General features: G+C 58.8%; 23 protein-coding genes. 11 read left to right on the top strand and 12 right to left on the bottom strand.

Translation table 11 applies throughout. The annotated features are described in order from the left end of the window. The first annotated feature begins 92 nt into the window (after positions 1-92). The 5 genes from ASF14_RS06590 to ASF14_RS06610 all read left to right on the top strand — a co-directional run bounded on the left by ASF14_RS06590 (position 93) and on the right by ASF14_RS06610 (position 5,126). A complete protein-coding gene (locus tag ASF14_RS06590) occupies positions 93-3,770 on the top strand; it encodes a collagen-like triple helix repeat-containing protein (RefSeq protein ID WP_156361067.1) in 3,678 nt (1,225 codons plus the stop codon). Between the two features lie 27 nt (positions 3,771-3,797). Beyond that, positions 3,798-4,016, top strand: coding sequence for a hypothetical protein (locus ASF14_RS06595; RefSeq protein WP_056433236.1), 219 nt, complete (start codon positions 3,798-3,800; stop codon positions 4,014-4,016). 1 nt (position 4,017) lies between these two features. After that, positions 4,018-4,398: a hypothetical protein gene (locus ASF14_RS06600; protein ID WP_156361068.1), complete on the top strand. Its 381-nt coding sequence runs from the start codon at positions 4,018-4,020 to the stop codon at positions 4,396-4,398. A 90-nt stretch (positions 4,399-4,488) separates the two neighbouring features. Next, entirely contained in the window at positions 4,489-4,788 is a 300-nt protein-coding gene (locus ASF14_RS06605) for a type II toxin-antitoxin system RelE/ParE family toxin (protein ID WP_056433255.1), read from the top strand. A 59-nt stretch (positions 4,789-4,847) separates the two neighbouring features. Next, positions 4,848-5,126, top strand: a complete 279-nt coding sequence (locus ASF14_RS06610) for a helix-turn-helix transcriptional regulator (protein ID WP_056433260.1) — start codon at positions 4,848-4,850, stop codon at positions 5,124-5,126. Positions 5,127-5,707: 581 nt separating this feature from the next. Here the strand turns inward: ASF14_RS06610 and ASF14_RS06615 are convergent. The 8 genes from ASF14_RS06615 to ASF14_RS06640 form a co-directional block, all read right to left on the bottom strand. After that, a complete protein-coding gene (locus ASF14_RS06615; RefSeq protein ID WP_056433265.1) occupies positions 5,708-8,119 on the bottom strand; it encodes a hypothetical protein in 2,412 nt (803 codons plus the stop codon). 402 nt (positions 8,120-8,521) lie between these two features. After that, positions 8,522-8,695 carry a hypothetical protein gene (locus ASF14_RS21340; RefSeq protein WP_156361069.1) on the bottom strand — a complete coding sequence of 58 codons (174 nt, stop codon included), beginning with the start codon at positions 8,693-8,695 and terminating at the stop codon, positions 8,522-8,524. Next, a complete protein-coding gene (locus ASF14_RS06620) occupies positions 8,692-9,156 on the bottom strand; it encodes a DUF6891 domain-containing protein (RefSeq protein ID WP_056433268.1) in 465 nt (154 codons plus the stop codon). The genes ASF14_RS21340 and ASF14_RS06620 overlap by 4 nt, the downstream gene beginning before the upstream one ends. Continuing rightward, positions 9,153-9,320, bottom strand: coding sequence for a hypothetical protein (locus tag ASF14_RS21345; RefSeq protein WP_156361070.1), 168 nt, complete (start codon positions 9,318-9,320; stop codon positions 9,153-9,155). Before ASF14_RS21345 ends, ASF14_RS06620 begins: the two co-directional genes overlap by 4 nt. Further along, positions 9,320-9,670, bottom strand: coding sequence for a hypothetical protein (locus ASF14_RS06625; protein WP_056433271.1), 351 nt, complete (start codon positions 9,668-9,670; stop codon positions 9,320-9,322). Before ASF14_RS06625 ends, ASF14_RS21345 begins: the two co-directional genes overlap by 1 nt. Continuing rightward, a complete protein-coding gene (locus ASF14_RS21350; RefSeq protein WP_156361071.1) occupies positions 9,667-10,140 on the bottom strand; it encodes a hypothetical protein in 474 nt (157 codons plus the stop codon). The genes ASF14_RS06625 and ASF14_RS21350 overlap by 4 nt, the downstream gene beginning before the upstream one ends. Before the next feature lie 358 nt (positions 10,141-10,498). Beyond that, on the bottom strand, positions 10,499-10,828 hold the full coding sequence (locus ASF14_RS06635) for an endodeoxyribonuclease (protein WP_056433276.1): 330 nt from the start codon (positions 10,826-10,828) through the stop codon (positions 10,499-10,501). Next, positions 10,825-11,250 (bottom strand): lysozyme, encoded by a 426-nt coding sequence (locus ASF14_RS06640; RefSeq protein WP_056433278.1) that lies wholly within the window; start codon positions 11,248-11,250, stop codon positions 10,825-10,827. The genes ASF14_RS06635 and ASF14_RS06640 overlap by 4 nt, the downstream gene beginning before the upstream one ends. Before the next feature lie 99 nt (positions 11,251-11,349). Here ASF14_RS06640 and ASF14_RS21355 point away from each other — a divergent pair, with 99 nt between their 5' ends. Together ASF14_RS21355 and ASF14_RS21360 are read left to right on the top strand one after the other, a co-directional pair. Continuing rightward, positions 11,350-11,904, top strand: coding sequence for a hypothetical protein (locus tag ASF14_RS21355; RefSeq protein WP_156361072.1), 555 nt, complete (start codon positions 11,350-11,352; stop codon positions 11,902-11,904). Positions 11,905-11,924: 20 nt separating this feature from the next. Then, on the top strand, positions 11,925-12,095 hold the full coding sequence (locus ASF14_RS21360) for a hypothetical protein (protein ID WP_156361073.1): 171 nt from the start codon (positions 11,925-11,927) through the stop codon (positions 12,093-12,095). A gap of 167 nt (positions 12,096-12,262) precedes the next feature. Here ASF14_RS21360 and ASF14_RS06645 read toward each other — a convergent pair whose 3' ends face one another. Next, positions 12,263-12,670: a response regulator gene (locus tag ASF14_RS06645; RefSeq protein WP_056433282.1), complete on the bottom strand. Its 408-nt coding sequence runs from the start codon at positions 12,668-12,670 to the stop codon at positions 12,263-12,265. A gap of 112 nt (positions 12,671-12,782) precedes the next feature. On the opposite strand from ASF14_RS06645, the gene ASF14_RS22485 reads away from it, so the two are divergent. Continuing rightward, positions 12,783-12,971 carry a DUF6771 family protein gene (locus ASF14_RS22485; RefSeq protein ID WP_082442118.1) on the top strand — a complete coding sequence of 63 codons (189 nt, stop codon included), beginning with the start codon at positions 12,783-12,785 and terminating at the stop codon, positions 12,969-12,971. Here ASF14_RS22485 and ASF14_RS21815 read toward each other — a convergent pair. Continuing rightward, positions 12,922-13,071, bottom strand: coding sequence for a hypothetical protein (locus tag ASF14_RS21815; protein WP_168371509.1), 150 nt, complete (start codon positions 13,069-13,071; stop codon positions 12,922-12,924). The two genes, ASF14_RS22485 and ASF14_RS21815, sit on opposite strands and share 50 nt — an antisense overlap. A 218-nt stretch (positions 13,072-13,289) precedes the next feature. On the opposite strand from ASF14_RS21815, the gene ASF14_RS22170 reads away from it, so the two are divergent. The 3 genes from ASF14_RS22170 (at position 13,290) to ASF14_RS22175 (ending at position 15,446) form a co-directional block, all read left to right on the top strand. Continuing rightward, positions 13,290-13,763 (top strand): vgr related protein, encoded by a 474-nt coding sequence (locus ASF14_RS22170; protein ID WP_082442119.1) that lies wholly within the window; start codon positions 13,290-13,292, stop codon positions 13,761-13,763. A 41-nt stretch (positions 13,764-13,804) separates the two neighbouring features. Continuing rightward, positions 13,805-14,032, top strand: coding sequence for a hypothetical protein (locus ASF14_RS06655; protein ID WP_443025763.1), 228 nt, complete (start codon positions 13,805-13,807; stop codon positions 14,030-14,032). A 289-nt stretch (positions 14,033-14,321) separates the two neighbouring features. Beyond that, positions 14,322-15,446, top strand: coding sequence for a flagellin N-terminal helical domain-containing protein (locus ASF14_RS22175; protein WP_056433284.1), 1,125 nt, complete (start codon positions 14,322-14,324; stop codon positions 15,444-15,446). 56 nt (positions 15,447-15,502) lie between these two features. On the opposite strand, the gene grpE is transcribed toward ASF14_RS22175, so the two are convergent. Next, a complete protein-coding gene (gene grpE / locus ASF14_RS06665; RefSeq protein WP_056433430.1) occupies positions 15,503-16,048 on the bottom strand; it encodes a nucleotide exchange factor GrpE in 546 nt (181 codons plus the stop codon). A gap of 12 nt (positions 16,049-16,060) precedes the next feature. After that, on the bottom strand, positions 16,061-17,101 hold the full coding sequence (gene hrcA, locus ASF14_RS06670; protein ID WP_056433433.1) for a heat-inducible transcriptional repressor HrcA: 1,041 nt from the start codon (positions 17,099-17,101) through the stop codon (positions 16,061-16,063). Positions 17,102-17,154: the final 53 nt, after the last annotated feature.

Below are 17,154 nucleotides of genomic sequence, written 5' to 3' on the forward strand. Positions count from 1 at the left end.
CAGCGCGAACGGTGCACCCGTCATACCCGTCACGCTGCTCGACGAAGGGGGTCCCTTTTGGACGCCGATAGGGGGTCCTTTTTGGACGCCGATTGACAATTGATAGTCCTAACAGTCTCACGCTGATCGAACCCTATCCCGGTTCTACCGCATCGCAGCTTTCCTATACCTTATTGCCGCTCAAGAATGAGAATTACGACCTTTCCAAGAAGGTTCAGAAGATTATCGACATTGCGGGCGAGCTGGTTGACGCCACGGTCGGCCCACAGGGACCGCAGGGTGAGCAAGGCCCTGAGGGTCCAGCCGGTAAGAGCGGTGACAGCGGCTTTGGCTCCATCGTCAATTTCAGCCAGTACAGCCCCCAGCCAGCAGGTAGCCCAGGCGTCTACATGATCGTCCCCGTCGCCAATGGCGAACCGGAGGGCATCACCCTCACACAGCAAGCGCAGGTCGTTATCCCATACGACAAAAAGAATGCGGGCGTTGGCCTGTGGATCAACAGCACGACCAGCGGCTACGCGATCACGCTTGGCCTGACCAATGCCCCCATGCCTCAGCCCAGCTTCCCCAAGGAGGAACTGAACCTCAGTGGCGCTGGCGAAATTTTCGTTGCCCCCGGCTCTATCTTCCCGCTCAACCTGTCGATTGGCGAGACGAACAAGTCTTTCACGATCACCACTCCGAGTGGTATCCCAATCAAGAAGACGGTTACTTCTAAAGTGCCCGTGACGCGCTCGTCTGACTGGACATGGAACGGCACTGAATTCCGCCCAAAGGGCAACGCAGTTGACGCAGCGGCGATCATGCCAATCGAGTACTCCAAGGATAAGATCGTCTGGAATGGTAATCGCCTCGTTCTGGACAAGAACGACTACCAATCTCTTGCGTCAGCTGCGCTGAACACCGACTTCTCTATCACAAGCGACTATCAGACAAGTATGGTTCCTGCTGGAGTTCGCCTGAAAGTCAAGTGCCTCATCCCAGCCGGTGGAACAGGCATTATCGGCATGATTGGTGCTTGGGGTACTGGTGAAGTTACACTCAAGTATAATTGGACGGACGAACTAACGGTTTACCTTTCCTCGCAGGCTGGCGGTGGTGATGTTAGGGCAGGAACAAACCGCCTTATCAACCGGGGAAGCGTACAGACGTACGAAGTCCTTTGGGAAAATGATCTAACCGGCAAGGGCGGGTATGTAACATTCTTCCTGGACGGTCAGCAGGCCAGTGACCGCATCGACACGGAGTTTAAGCCGTCCATCAATGCGACATCTCGCGTCTACATCGGCTCAAGCCATGGCAACGTGAATGACGCCATTCCTGGATTTGAGTTCGAGTCTTGTAGCGTATCTTTCACCAAGATTGAGGACGCCAAGACGTATCAAGCTGTCTCCAATGGTTCGATCAGCGTCGCCGATCTCAACAGCCTTGTTGTCGATGCCAGCGCGATCACATCCGCAGTCGCGCAGCGTAACCTCACTTATTCGACCAGTGATGGGCAGGGTTATACACTGGGCATCACCATCGGTGAAATGACCATCCCCAAGTACCGCGCCTACAAAGCTGTATTGGAGGATTGGTCCTCTGGCGTGGGCGTCCTTCACCCCAACGAATTGGTGATGACTAAGCCTGTGGCGCAGAACGTCCGCTTTGAGGACGCTGCGCTATATGGCGCACAAGCCGCGTGGACTGAGGTAGTCCCACAAGGTTCTTGCCCAAACATAAACGGCATCAATTATTACTGCGAAGGCATTCGTATCGGCACCTATGTTCAATTCCAGTTCTTCTACGATTGGGACGAAAGCAAGATGCCAGCAAACCCATTCGGTGATCCTAAGGATAACGAAAGCTACATGGTGCCCCACAAGTGGCTGATCTACGATGCTGAAGGCAATATGCTCGGTCGCGTCGAATTGCCCAACGGCCAGCCCCTTAATAGCGCAAGCATCAAACCGGCCTGGGAAGGCACATGGGATGGCGTTGGTAATGCGATGATTACGAGTGATAATCCGCATTTCAATTCGGGTACGGTACGTTCGTCGGTCATTTGGCGCAGTCACGAGTGCGAGCCTTACAGCAAGACCGACGTATGGAAGCGCGTCCCCGTGTTCGATCAGCGCGTACCCTTCGCTTGCTATACCGGATACTCGACCAACGGCACTGACATGCGCTTGATTTATGGCAACAATGGTCAGCAGAACGGCTTCGGCAACTGGCAGGTCATGAGCTACGAGCCGACGACCTACGAAGAAATCCAGCAGCTTGCGAACGAAGCTGGCAAGAAGCTGCCCTACAACCTGCTCTACTATTCTCGCGGTGTGGTCCCCAATGCGGGCATCTTCCTCAAATACGCACCATTCAATCAGATGGGCCGATCCCCACTGACTGGCCCTGGCGGCGTGCGCGATGATCGCCAGATCATGCCAGAAATGGTCGCTCGCTATGCCTTGGACATGGAAAGCACGCACCCCATGACAGGCGTGTCGATGCGAAAAATCGCGCTCGACTATCTCACCGGCTATGCCAGCGACCCCTACCATGCTTTGGAAAAAGGCCGTCCAACCCCGGTCTACAAGGGTAATGCCCGCCGCAAGGTCACGTTGCGCAACCACTATTATGGTCCGGGCGAAATGAGCATTTCACCGAGCACAGCATGGTACATTCAAAGCGGACGAGTTTCAGAATGGGTACGAGGAAGCAACCCACTTCGAGTATCCGGCACCTCCGGTTCAGATAACGATCCCAAGCGCCCAATTTTCGGCACCAACTCGATTGATGACGCGCACGCCCACCAATTCCCACATTGGGGTTCATTGCTATTCAAGTCGCCGGAGTTTGCGTTCCTTGGTCATAGGATGAGTGACCAACCTCGCCTCTATGACAACAATATCCTGTATAGCTATTACGGCCCTGGTAACATCACGCAGCGTAGTGCGGCGTGGAAGTTCGCTCATGCGGCATTGTGCTGGAAAACAGCGTCAAAGGGTAGCACTCGCCTATACAGCCGTGACGAAATGCTAGATTGGGTCGTGTTCGACTTTGAGCAGTTTTATGACAGCTCATACGCGTCCACCCCCGGTATCCTTAACCCTCCCACTAATGTAATGAAGAACGGGCAGATTGACGAAAATCTGTTGATCTATGCCGCCTGCGCCCGCTTCGGATTGGCAAATGCGGGCCTGGGTAATCGCGAGGGTATTCACACACACGATTTCATGACCGGCTACTGGTTGTCCGCACTTCATATGGCTGAACGACTTGGCTTCAACGATGCAATTCGCGCAGCATCGCCCAAGGCAAAGGCCATTATGGACTGGCTCGTGGCCGCCCATCGCAAGCGTATTGTCGGGCGTATCAAAAATCCGCTTATCAACTCACGCTATGCCTACATGACCATCCTGTGGACGAACGAGCAGATTTACGCATCGGGCGGGGACGTATCAAAGCTGCCGCAGACTTTCGAGGAAGTCGATATGGCACAGAACCCTCGCTGTCGAACATGGGATGAGGTCTATGACCGTGACAATAACGGCAACCCCATCTGGGATCGTCGCGACGGACAAGCGTGCGACCAGATGCTCGCTGGCCCGGCTCTGCTCAAGGATATGGGCATGACGGGCAGCGATTTGGATGCTTGTGTCGATCTCGCCGAGCAGCGCTTCCAACAGAAGTTGGCAGAACAGACCGCACTAGGCCCGGACAACGCCGGTAGCTCGTGGTTCCTGTATCATCAAGCAACCAACAACAGGCCGATCAAGCCAACCAACTAAGGGGAACTTCCGGATTAGGAGATTAAAATGAATGATAATGAGACGGTCGAAAAGACCGCAGAAAGTGAAGTGAAGCCCGTAAGCAAGCTGGCGCGCGCTGGCGCTCTCGCGGGTAAGGGTTGGATTGTCGCCAAATGGGTTTGGAGCATCCCCTTCATTCGTTCGATGATTGGAACACGGCTGGCACAGGCAGGCATCGTGGGTCTTATCGCGCTGGCAGTCGGCGACAAGGCGCTGGGAAACTGACATGACAGCCACAGCCCAAACGCCCCCGCCGGTCGTTCAATCGACCTTGAAGGCAACCGTCGAAGTGCCCGCCCCAGTGGTGAACCCGTGGTACAAGCCACTGGGCGAAGCTGCTGGCGCGATCACCGCCCTATTCGCCGTCCTGGGCTATATGGCTTGGGTCGTCAGCCGCATCATCAACGCTGACCGCGACATCAAGGAACTCAAGCACGACCTTCGGGGCGCTGAACAGAAGATCGTCGCCCTCGACGGTAAGCGAGAGGACGCGGCGCGCGAACTGGCCGTGCTGAAAAATACCACCCAGAACCTCGAAAACATGATGACCGAGACAAAGGACATGATGAAGCAAGTTCTGGATGCGGTGACAAAAAGCAGGAGATAATCCTCCAGATTTTTGCGAGTCCGGCAATCTTTAGTCGCTCTTTTGGAATGCGGCTGTATCAAATTGGAATACAGCACGGAGCATCCAAAAATGAAGATCGTTAGCGTGAAGGACAAGCGGGTTAAGGCACTCGTTGAAAACCCCGGCCGGACTAGCGTTAAGGGGCTCGACGCACTTGAGACGCGCAAGATCGTTGAAATGATTGCCGCTATCAAGGTCATGGATCATCCCAACCAGCTTCGCGCAGTTCCAAGCTGGAAGGCGCATGATCTTGCACCTAGTCGCCCCGATAGTTGGTCACTCGTCGTTACGCGCAATTATCGGTTGACTTTCATCGTCAATATCCCCCGCCAAGAAGTCACCGTGCTGGACTACGAGGATTATCACTGAGGGGCGCGCGCCCCTCGCTTTTTGCCGCCATTTTTGTTAGCGTCATCCTGGAGGCCAATATGAGCTACAAAATCTCTGATCCCGAAGACATGATCGTTCACGACGAGCGCGGGGTTACGCATCCTGGTTCGATGATTGGCGATCAGATCGCCGAAAAGGGACTGACGGTCGAGGAGGCAGCGGAGCGGATCGACATGAAGCGCGATGTACTGAACCGCGTGATCGACGGTGATGCCCCGGTGGACGCTGATGTTGCTGAACGGCTGGGAACGCTGTTTGGCGAGCAATTCACGGACCTCGTTTACCGCTGGCAGCTGGAGTACAATCGCACCCGCTAACGCCCACAGCGCCCCGTACAGCGTCAATCAGGTATTCCGCATACAGTGAAGCCCCGGATGTTCTCCGGGGCTTCACGCGCTTCCACGGGGCTTTATGGCACAAGCTGCGTCGATATAGCTCGCCGCTCTCCAGCCCTTCATCCCGTGCAATAACGAACGCGGCGGCGGCTTCTGCGATCTCCCGATTGGGATCGCATGGGCCGATGTCATATGCCGCCCACCAGTCGGCGCTCCATCGTTCGCCCGGTCGCTGGTTCTGCAAAGCGTCGAACGCTTCCTCGTAAACGTGCAACGGCGGAAAGGGCGGAGGGGCATCACGGGCGATATTGCGCGGCACGACAGCCTTGCACTGTGTGACCCTACCGCCCTTCGCCAGAAACTCGCGGATCAAGTCGGCGGGTGTCATAGGTTCCCCCACGCGACTTGTAGATATGTGGCCTGGGATCGGCTGCGGACCTCGATTCGGATACCGTCATCATATCGTTGGGTCGGATAGCCATGCTGGAGGCACCAAGCCTCCAGCGCAGCGTCATAGTCAGTCGTCCAGGCTTGGTAGCCATCACATTTTTCAACATCAAAAATCATCGTGCAATTCTCATGCGGCCTCGAACCGCGTCTTCGCGAATATCCTGTAGGTCTCGCTGGTGATCCTTGCCGCCTGGACGACTCGCCAGCAGCATCGACAATTCCGCGAACATCTCGTCCGGCGAATGCCCGCTAGCCACGAGCCACTTCGCCAACCGAAAGAGGTTCTGGTTCATGCCGCCGCTTGGGATCGCGGCGAACTCCTGTGCGACCCGCTCCGCAGCATCACGCTTCGTCGCTGCCGCTGCCTGCGCCCGGTACTGGATCAGCAGATCGGGAACGTCCTTGAACAGCGCCTCTTCGCGAGCGCGCTTGGCGTTGCGCTCCTCCAGCCACAGGTCGAGCAGTTCGTCTTCGTCATCACGGATTGCATGCACGAAGCCGTCCACGTCCATGATCGGCAAGGACCAGCAATCAATCCAGACGTTTTTCGTTTTGTCCGCCGTGCGAACCGGGCGGTACATGAAGTCGCTGACCTTGCACTTACTGTAGTCGAGACCGCTCACCGGGCGATTGCCTGGCACTTCCTCACCAGCCTTCGTCGGCACCCAGAAGCCTGCGGCGGCGAAACGGTCGGCCAGCACCTGCCAGATGGCGCGATAGGTCGGAGCATCCACGGGCTTGTTCATTGGCACGACGATGCGGAAGCGGTGCTTGCCCGCCACCTTGCCGTTGTTGAAGCTGGAGTAGACGAGGTGCTTTACGTCACCGAGCAGGCGCGAAGCCTGTTCCGGCGAGCAGTCGCCATCGTCCACGTCCATCCAGGCAAACTGGGTATAGACCACGTTCGCGAGACCGGCGACGCTATCGGGGCTGGCGTCAGGGTCCATGAGCGAACCGACGATCAATCCGGCCTTATCTTTGTCCAGCTTGCGGTGACGATCGCTCTCCAGGAGGTCGCGCAGGCTATCCCAATCGGGCAGCGCATGGCTGGCGATGTCGCGCGTTGCGACCACTGCCTTGCTGGTGATGATGACCGGGGCTTCGCCGACGAGCGCACCCGATGCGATGCGGTGAAGCTCTAGCAATTCGTTGCTGCGTTCGACCGCCGCCGCCTGCTTGCTGCGGGTCTTGGCCATGCGTTCAGCAGCCGTGTTCGCCACACGGAAACGGGGCTTGGCGCCCCTCAATTCTTCGATGCCCAGGTCCAGATGTTCGACGCGAGCGCCGGGCAGCAACTCGGCCAGGAACTCAGCAGTGCGCCAGTCCGGTACGAATGCGCTGACAGGCTTGCTCTCGCCTTCCATGCGCAGCGATGTCCGCATGACCATCTGATAGGTCATTTCACCCGCACGGCTGCGGAACAGGTCTTCGTCGGACAGTTGGAAAGCATCAGAGAGGAAGCGCGCATGCGCGAGGTCGTCGTTAAAGCTGCCCAGGCTCACGGCAGTGTCGATGCTGCGATAGGCATTTAGGCCATGCGATACGGGCGGCAGCTTGCGCCCCACCATGATCTGTTCGACCTTCCCCGTGTCGGCGTTGTTGGCGCTCCAGATATAATCGTCTGGCAGGTTGGGAACGAGCTTGCTCACCATATCGCGGAAGCCAGTGCGGCCGAGCGCGTTATCGCGTAGGTATCGGGTCCACACCTTGTTGGTCATGTAACGAACGGTCAGCCGCATGCCGGTAGCCTGACTGTGCGCCATGTTCTCGATGCTGGGATGCGCGCTGAACGTCACGCCCATCTGCGACCAAATCTGCACGAGACGGCTTTTGTCGGCGTTCGCGCCCATCAGCGTCACGCTCTTCCACCCGGCAAAGACCGAAGGCTGGAGGATCGCATGCGCATTCAACTCCACATCGCCGCGTGCCGTCTCGCCCGCGCTCAGCCACTCCGACTTGGTGACGAAGACGCGATAGTGCGGGTTAAGCAGCAGGTTCCAGAGATCGGCGAGCGCAGCGGCGAGCGTATCCTTGCCCGCATCGCGCAGCATCGCTTGCACCTTCTCGATGTGACCGGGCTTGATGACCAGCTCGTAGCTGTCACCGATACCGGGACGGATAGCGAGGTGACGCACCACATAGCGGCGGGTCAGCTTCAGCTTGTATTCGAGGTGTTCAGTCGCGCTGGGGATCTCGTCAACGATCAGGTTCCAGCCGCTGCGGTCGGCTCCGTCCAGGTCCATCACGCCTTTGTGCGTCACGAACAGCAGGTTGGGCGATTGCGCGAGCAGGCCGGGACGCGACAGGGCGGCACGAATGCTCTGCCCTACTCCGCCGTTGGTATCGCTGGTGATGACCTGTGCGCGAGCATCAGGGTTCTTGCCGAGCAAGTCGGCATGGCTCTGGTTGACGAGACGGAGGCTGGGTTGTGCCATCACGTAACGCTCTTCGGTTTTTGCCATGATGTTGAGGGCAGCTTGTGTCTTGCCCTGGCCGCATCCGCGGCTGATTAGGTTGATGTTCATTTTTGTACCTCGAAAACAAAGAGCCCGTCGTGCGGGCTGGAAATCGCACGACGGGCCTGACTCTTTGTTTGGTACAAGGATGCTTGGCTTCGCCGTCATAGACGACGGCGGTTTCCAGCCAAACATCGTCTACAGATTATTTATATGATATGCCCCTTATCGGTGTCATTATTCATCGACGCAGACTGCATAACGGGCTTCGCCATTGCTGGTGTTACATCATCATCTTTATATGGATTTGTAACAAAGGGCCATTTCCCGCAGGAATCTGCGGGTTTGCGGGTCTACGATATGACACCTTGGGCTGAGCCAATCGGTGATCTGGGGGCAAGCCAAGTGCGACCCTTCCAACCCCCAGACCGTCAGTGCCGCCCAGATACGCGCAGCGGCCCTGAACAACCGCTAGCGGTCTTCGGGATCGAGGGTCTGCACATAGGCCATCGCCTCGCACACCTTAAGCACGAGCGCGGCACATGCCTCCGGTGTGGGACCCTCGTTGCAGAAGAACCAAACCGCTGCGGTGAAGAGGCTTGCCTTCGGGTTGTCTTCGTCGATTTCGACGCTGTTCGCGCTCATGACGGCATCTCCACGCGGATGCGACGCTCGACCGTGCCGTCATGCTCGACCGCAAGGCCTTCTGCCTCAAGGCACGAACGAATAAGGGCAGCATCGCCCTGCCAGACGAGCAAGAGCTTACCGGTATCAAACGCGACTGCACGGTCCTGACTGTGATACCAGACGGCATGGTCGGCTTCCTCGTCAGGGATTGCAGCCCAGCCGCATGACATGCAGCATTGCCAGTCCTGCTCGCAGCGATAGCCGTTGATGCGCAGCCGGTTGAACGCGCGCTCAACAGCCGATGACAGACGGTTGAACGCTTCCGTTCGCTCTGCCTCATCTAGAGCGTTGTAGATGCTGTCAGACAATTGGTCAGCATTACTGTTCGACGCGCCATGCTTGAGGAAGTACAAAAGGGCGAACTTCCTGATCGCCTCCTTTGCCTGATCCGGGTCGTACTCGACCGCCCCGTAGTTCATGCTTCCACCTCCTCTGGAGCGAGGCTCACACGGTCATGCGCAATATCGGCGATGATGCTGTGCATCTCTTCCACCTGCGCATCCGTGTCGCCAAAATAGCGGAGCCATTCATCCGCGACGCTGGCAAGCAGGTTGGCAAGCGGGTGCTGGAGTTCGCGGTCCATCACTGCACCCCCATCGAGACGAGCGATGCGCCGTTCAGCGACGCTACCGCCCGTTTCGCGGCATCCTGGCTCGGAAGCCAGATCACAGGCATGTTGATGCCGTTTGTCGGCTCAATCGAGACGCCGAAGGCAGGCACGTTATGATAGGCCCACTTAATCAGCTGATAGGCCACCTTGCTGCCGCCAACCGGGCCGTGCGTCAGGAAAAGTCCTGCCGCCTTGGTGATGACCATGAACGGCACGTCCTGAGGGACAGCGACCTTGACGCCATTGTCCTTGACCTTCTTGATGCCTGCCTTGCTGCCGAAGAGGTGCAGCTTGCCATCCGGCCGGATTTCAGACTGCCTCATGCCCGCACCTCATCACAAACAGCCATGACCTCGGCCTGGACGTCAGCAGCCTTCATCAGCCGCGCGTACAGTGCGTCGAGCGCTGCCCAATCCTCCTTCGTGGAGGTGAATACATTCAGCCAGGACAAGGGGCTATCGCCTACGGTCTTCTCGACCGAGAAGATCGTTGCGCCTTCCGGCGCGTAGAAGACCCACGACATGATGCCGTAAATGAACGCGGCAGCATCAGCCGAGACACCCTTAGGCAGGACCGGGCTGAAATGGACAACGCCATCTGCGATACCCCACACCATGCCGCCGCAAGGCATGATCGGATAGGGCGCGCTCCACACACCCGAGCCCGTTGCAGGAAAATGGCCGGTGTCGCGCTGAGGCCGACCCACGCTCTCGCCAGGAGCAATACGCCCCAATGGTTTGTACGGCAAAGCCCCGCCCACGGCATGGCTGATCCGGTTATCTTCGATTTTCACCGAGTACGTCTTTCTCCCGCAGCGCGGGCACAGAAACACACCGCAAGCGCAGGGCGCTAACGGGCAACGGCAATTGGTGTCGTTGGTGGCGCACCCCAGGAATCGAACCTGAGCAAGGACCGCTCGCAGCCATGTGTCTGTGAAGACGAGTCGGGGTATGGGCGACAAACGCCGTGCTGGCAAGTCGAGATTTTTTGGCGGCGTCCTGATTCGAGACGAGTAGCCTGTCCCCGCCTCGCGCGTAGGCGCGCGATCCTTATACCCGCGAAAAAGCCCCGCGCTGCCAAAGCAACACGGGGCCGAATATCACAGTGGGTTTTGAGCAGCCCGCCGGAAACGCCCTAACACTAGGACACCACTACTTAGTCGGCCCCCGCTTGGCGACGAAGCCATGCTTGGCGCACCATTCCTGATACGTGGTCTTGCTTGCCTTGCTGATCGTCTTCGCCGGGTTGGTGAACCAAATCTCGATCGTCCAATCGGGATAGGCCTTTTTCACGGCGAGCATCTTGCGGCGATCCCCCGCATCGAACAGGCCCTTGGCTTCCACGATGCGCTTACCCTCCCGGTCGATAAAATCAGGCATGTAGGTGCATTCTAGGATGTAGGGCAGCTTAACCGCTTCATACTCCCACCCGGCTCCCAGGTCGCGAGCGCAGCGCGCTTCAAAGGGATTGCGGTACGTCATCGCACGAACAGCGCAGCTTCTGCCGCCCGCCTCCGCACTAGTCCTGGCAGGGTCTTTCCGCCCCCTTTGACCCACGCACCAAACTGCGCAGCCGCTCTCTTGTAATCGCCTGCCTTTAGCTTCTTCGCCAGCGTACTATCGCGAAGAGCCTTTTCCCCGACATTGAAGGCGAACGATACGAGCGCATCGAATTGGTTCTGGGTGAGCGCGACCCCTAGCCCGTTTACTGCCTTCTCGAACCGCACAACATCCTGAGCAAGTAGCGCAGTCGCTTGCGCCTCAGTGATGACCATGCCGCGCTTAACATGCGCGCCAGTCGAGCCGTAGCCGATGGTTAGAACGCCAGCAGGGCAAATGTACGCCTGTGTTCGCAATCCCTCAAACTGTTTGATAAGGGCAAGTCCGTTGGATGATGTTTTCATCCAGTATCTATCAGAACGGACTACCGCTGCCAGTTAAGTGCGCAGTTTACGTTTCATCCTCTCCGATAAGTATCTGTGTAACAACAGAAGGAGAGAGAGATGTCCAAATTTCCAAAGCAGAATTACAAGTCTGAGAAGGCTGCTCTTAGGAATGCGATCTTCCGCTGCACGAACGACAAGCACCCCCAATATAACGACTATGGTGGTCGCGGCATCACGGTGGACTCGTCCTTCATCGGACAAGACGGATTTGCGAACTTCCTGAAAGCGATCGGTCCTAAGCCAAGTCCCGAACTGACGCTGGACCGCGTGAGCAACGACAAGGGATATGAACCCGGTAACATCGCTTGGACTTCGCGCAGCCTTCAGCAGCGCAATCGACGTAGCCCTCGCGCCCAGGTGGCAGACTTGGGTTGGGGCTTGAAGAAGTACAAGACGAAGATGAAGTGCGGCTCGCTTACCACACGATACAGTCCGTACATAGAAGTCGATGGCACGAAAAAGAGCTTGGTTGAGTGGTCAGAGATACTAGGCGTTTGTAAGCGCACGCTAAAGCAACGCATTCTTCGCGGCAAGTCACCGAGCGAAGCGCTTGTACCGGTCCTATTCGACCCACATGGCAATCCACGCCGTGATGGTCCGACAATCCACTAAAACAAGAGGAGACAACGCCCATGACGGACAAGGTACTACGCGAACTGGTCGAGAACACCATCGGTCAGCTGGAAGCGCAGGTCGAGGAGATGAACACCCGCTATGAAGCCACCAAGGCTGAACATGAGGCGACAATGAAGCGTGTGAGCCAAGGGCTCGAACGCATCTTTGGCATACTCCGTGGAAAGTGAACTGACCCGCGAAGACAAGGTGGAGCGCTACCGCAGTGACATTGTGGCGCTCCTCCAGATCGATCCTCACTGCCCGATTGCCAATCTACTCGGCCGAGCGTTGATGGACTTGTACGAAGAGATTTACCCATAACAGCATGGCCCCAGAAACGGGGCCATCGCCATATCTAAACTGCCTTTTTCAACGGCTCCGGCTTTTTGTCGTCCGGGAGCGTCTTTCTCAGATGCTCGTGTACCATTCGAGCATTGAACGGCTTGGCGATGAACGTGGCCTTCTCTGGCATGTCCCCTGGCTTGGGTTTTACATTGCCGCTGGCAATCACGATTTCAATATGTGGCCAGTGCTTATCGACATGGCGGGCCAACTCGAAGCCGTTGCGACCACCCGGCATCTCTACGTCACTGAAGAGCAGGATCACGCTGCTATGATGTTCGTCCAGGAGCGTGACAGCGGCATCCCCATTATCGGCCTCATGGAACCGAAAGCCAGCCTCCTCAAGGATGTCACAGGCATCCATGAGAATGATCGGATCGTCGTCTACGACGAGGGCGTAAGGGGTCGTCGACTTTTCCATCCGCCAACAACCAGCCGTTTCGGAGGCAGTTTCCTCACGTCCCAAAAACAATGGTTTGTCACCGAGAAAAACGACCCTTGCCGAATCGTTCCCCCTATGTTCTCATTGGGCAATGGAACGCATCGATCCCCACGCAATCAGTGATGCGCTGCTCACCTCCGCAGGTTGGGCGCGCGTAGGCCTCACGGCTCCCGTTCAACGCATCCGCGAGCAGGCGGCCAAAGAGCTGGCGCTGACCATATGCGAACGGCTCAATCCCAGCCGTTTGCCTGATCGAAACCAACTGCCCCTACCCCTTTGATGTGGGCAACGCGCGGTTTAAAACGCTCTCTGATTTTACCCGTCATCACGCGAATATCGGAGCAGTCTGCGGTTCGTGCGGCCATCAGGGCGTAGTGCATCGTGATCCCTTCGCGCGTTGGTGCTTTCTCTTCCGCAAGAACACCGCAATGGAATGTCTGCCGGGCTACCTGCGCTGCTCGAAATGCGGAGCGCGTCCCAAACATATCATGCCTGCCAACCTACCACCGACGTTTCCCGAATGGGGCGCCAGCGAGACTGCCTGGAAACGGCTGCAACGCCGCTTGCGGGGCTGACACGCCCACCCCATGATTATTTAATGACAGAGACACCGAAGGGATCAGGTCGCTTACTCACGCCGGGTGAAATTGCCCTCGCCAAGTCCGTGTACCGGGACAGCGTAAACCTCGCTGGCGTTGAGGTAAGACGGAAAAAGTGGGCGTTCTTTCAGCCCAAGCATACCGTCATGGCTCCGTGCGGTCATCTGCACCTCCACCCCGAAAGCGACATGTGGAGCGAGGACTTCAGCAAGGAAGCGCTGGGCAGTCAGGGCCTCTTTCTGCACGAACTCTGCCACGTTTGGCAGACACAACGCGGTGTCTATCTTCCCCTCGCTCGCCACCCTTTCTGCCGATACAGCTACACCCTCAAGCCTGGATGGAAGCTGCATCGCTATGGGCTGGAGCAGCAAGCCGAGATCGTCAGGCATGCCTTCCTCATGCGGCAAGGCTATCCCGTTCCGGGCGCTCCTCCCCTCTCCTCTTACGAGGCGCTTTTGGGCGTTTTCCGCTAGATCAACAAACTTTTGGCAGTTTGCATTCACGCAAACACAGGGTGAATATCTGGCAGCATCAGCGGGGCATATTCCTGCCGCTGAAACGCCATCCCTTTTGCCGCTATAGCTATTGCCTGAAGCCGGGGCAGCGCTTCGATCGCTATGGACTTGAGCAGCAGGCGGAGATCGTCCGCCATGCCTTTATGCTGAAGCGCGGGGCGGTGGTCGCGGGGGCGCCGCCGTTGGCGCAGTATCGGACCTTGGTGCCGTTTCGGGGGGCTGACTGAGGGGGTTTCGTTCGGGGCAAGTGCCCTCCCCCATCCCCTCCCGCCTGCGGGAGGGGAGCGATACTGGGTGAGCTTCGGGACCAACGTCGCGGCGGCGCATGCTATCGCCCCGGGCACGCCCCTCCCGCAGGCGGGAGGGGATGGGGGAGGGAAAGTCCCGAACCCCGAAAATCTCACGGCCACCCGTTAATATCCGGGAAAAGCCCGGATTGTTCGATCATGGTTAATTTCGTCAACCATCTTTCTCGCGCGCGGGGCCTCCCGCGCTCGTCAGGGGATGGGAGTTACCATGACGGTCATCAACACCAACGGCGCCGCGCTTCGAGCGATGGCGGCCACGCAGCGCGCCAATACCGATCTGGCCCAGTCCATGGCGCGGCTATCCTCGGGCCAGCGGATCAATTCGGCCAAGGACGATGCGGCCGGGCTGGCGATCAGCAGTTCCATGACGGCGCAGATCCGCGGCATGACGCAGGGCATCCGCAACGCCATGGACGGCGTCTCGCTGGTCCAGACCGCCGACGGTGCGCTGACCGAAGTATCGAACATGCTGCAACGGGTCCGCGAACTGGCGGTGCAGGCGGGGTCGGGCACCTACAGCATGAGCGACCGCGCCGCACTCCAGCTGGAAGTGACCGCCGTGTCGACGCAGATCGACCAGACGCTTCGCAATGCCTCGTTCAACGGGGTGGCGTTGTTCAACAACAATCCGCCCGTGTACGACAGCAATAATCAACTGGTCGATGCCAGCGTAAAGCTGAACGTTCAGGCGGGGCCCAATATCAGCGACACGATTCCTATATCTGTACCGCCTATCCCCACAGCCTATGTTCGGAATATAGACGGCTATTGGTACAATGATTACCAAGCTCGCCTTACACAACCTCAAACTCTGAACAGCCTAGACACCACAAAATCTCATTTGGTGACGTTCGACGACTATATGGCGAAGGGAAAAATCGCAGGAGACGATATCACGCGGGACGATATCGGCCGCATCGTCTATCAGCGCGTCGGAGATCAGTGGTATGATCGCAACGGCTCGACCTACAGTGCAGGTTATAGCTATGATGAATTTATCCAGCGTCGCCAATTTTCGCTGACCGACGAACTGAACGTTACCAACCGCTATCGCACCGATAATACGCTGAAGCGCGTAGATGAACTGCTCGGCACGGTGGCGAGCGTCCAGGGGCAGCTCGGCGCGACGGCCAACCGACTGCAATCGGCGGTCAGCACGCTGACCAGCGGCACGACCAACCTGTCGGAAGCCCGCTCGCGGATCGCCGATACCGATTATTCCGAAGAGTCGGTGAAGCTCGCCCGCGCACAGATCCTCGCCCAGGCTTCGACCGCGATGCTCGCCCAGGCCAATCAGAGCCAGAAGGACGTGCTGAAGCTGCTCGGCCAATAACGAAAAAGGGCGGCCCCGAAAGGACCGCCCTTTCCCCATCCATTCGGAAAGCCCGATCAGTCGGGCTTCTTGGCCACCGCGACCAGCGCGGGGCGGAGCAGGCGGTCCTTGATCATATAGCCCGACTGCATCTCCTGCACGATCGTGCCCGGCTCCTGGTCGGAGGGCATTTCGATCATCGCCTGATGCTTGTTGGGGTCGAGCGGCTGGCCCATCGCTTCGATCTTGGTGATGCCGTGACGGCCGAGCACGCTGTCCAGTTCGCGGCCGGTGGCGTCGAGACCGGTCACCAGCCCCTTCCACTTGTCGTCCGTGCGCAGGTCGGCCGGAATCGCCTGAAGCGCGCGCTGGAGATTGTCGGCGACCGACAGCACGTCGCGCGCGAACGCGGTCGCGGCATAGTTGCGCGCGTCGACCGCTTCCTTCTCGGCGCGGCGGCGGACATTCTGGTTTTCGGCCTGGGCATAGAGATATTGCTGCTTGGCCTCGGCCAGCTGGTTCTCCAGCTCGGCGACGCGGTCCTGCACGGCCACTTCAGGCGCGGCCTCCGCCGTCTCTTCGCGCAGGTCGTTCTGGGTCTCGTTGGTCGTGTTATCGCTCATCATAATCCCTGTTCAGCCCATCATCCGGGCGAGCGTTGCCGCCGTGAAATCCACCATGGGCACGACGCGGGCATAGTTCAACCGCGTGGGCCCGATTACGCCGACCACACCGACCACTTGGCCGTCCAGTCCACGAAAAGGCCGGGCGATCACCGAAGACCCCGACAGCGCGAACAACTTGTTCTCCGCGCCGATGAAGATACGCGTCGAATCCCCGGCGCGCGCCGAATCAAGCAGGCTGGCAATTTCCTGCTTGCCCTCCAGATCGTCGAGCAGGTCGCGGACCCGCTCCAGATCGGCGGCGGCGGCGGCGTCGATCAACCGCCCCTGCCCGCGCACGATCAGGATCGGGCGCCGCGCGCCATCCTCGCTCCACACGATCAGACCCTGTTCGACCAGCGCCCGCGCCGCGCCGTCCAGCGCCGCGCGCCCCGCCGCCAGTTCGCGCTCCAGCCGGTCGCGCGCCTGACCCAGCGTGAGGCCCGCCAGCGTGGCGGACAGGTAATTGCCCGCCTCGACCAGCGCCGACGGCGTCATGCCGGCGGGCAGTTCCAGTACCCGGTTCTCGACCGCGCCATCCTCCGCGACCAGCACGGCCAGCGCCTGGGTCGGCGACAACGGCACGAAGCCGATCGAGCGCAGCTTCATCTCGCGCTTGGGCACCATGACCAGGCCCGCACAGGCCGACAGCCCCGACAGCACCGCCGTCGTCGCCGCCAGCGCCTCCTCGACCGGGCCGGAGCGGGCGGCGCGCGCCTCGATCGCGGCGCGTTCCTCGATGCTGGGCTCCATGGCATGCATCATGCCGTCGACGAACAGCCGCAAACCGATATCGGTCGGCATCCGCCCCGCGCTGGTATGTGGTGCCGCCAGCAATCCGCGCTCCTCCAGTTCCTGAAGGACGTTGCGGATCGAGGCGGGCGACAGGTTGATCCCCGATAGCGCGATCGTCTTCGACCCCACGGGCTGGCCGCTCGTCAGATAGCTGTCGACCACCACGCGAAAAATATCGCGCGCGCGGTCGGTCAACTCGGTGATCGGTGGGGTGACCATGCCGCGAATGTAGGCATCGCCCCGCACCGGCTCAAGCGATCGGGAGACACACC

The organism is Sphingomonas sp. Leaf257 (assembly GCF_001422185.1).
Taxonomy (GTDB): Bacteria; Pseudomonadota; Alphaproteobacteria; order Sphingomonadales; family Sphingomonadaceae; genus Sphingomonas; species Sphingomonas yabuuchiae.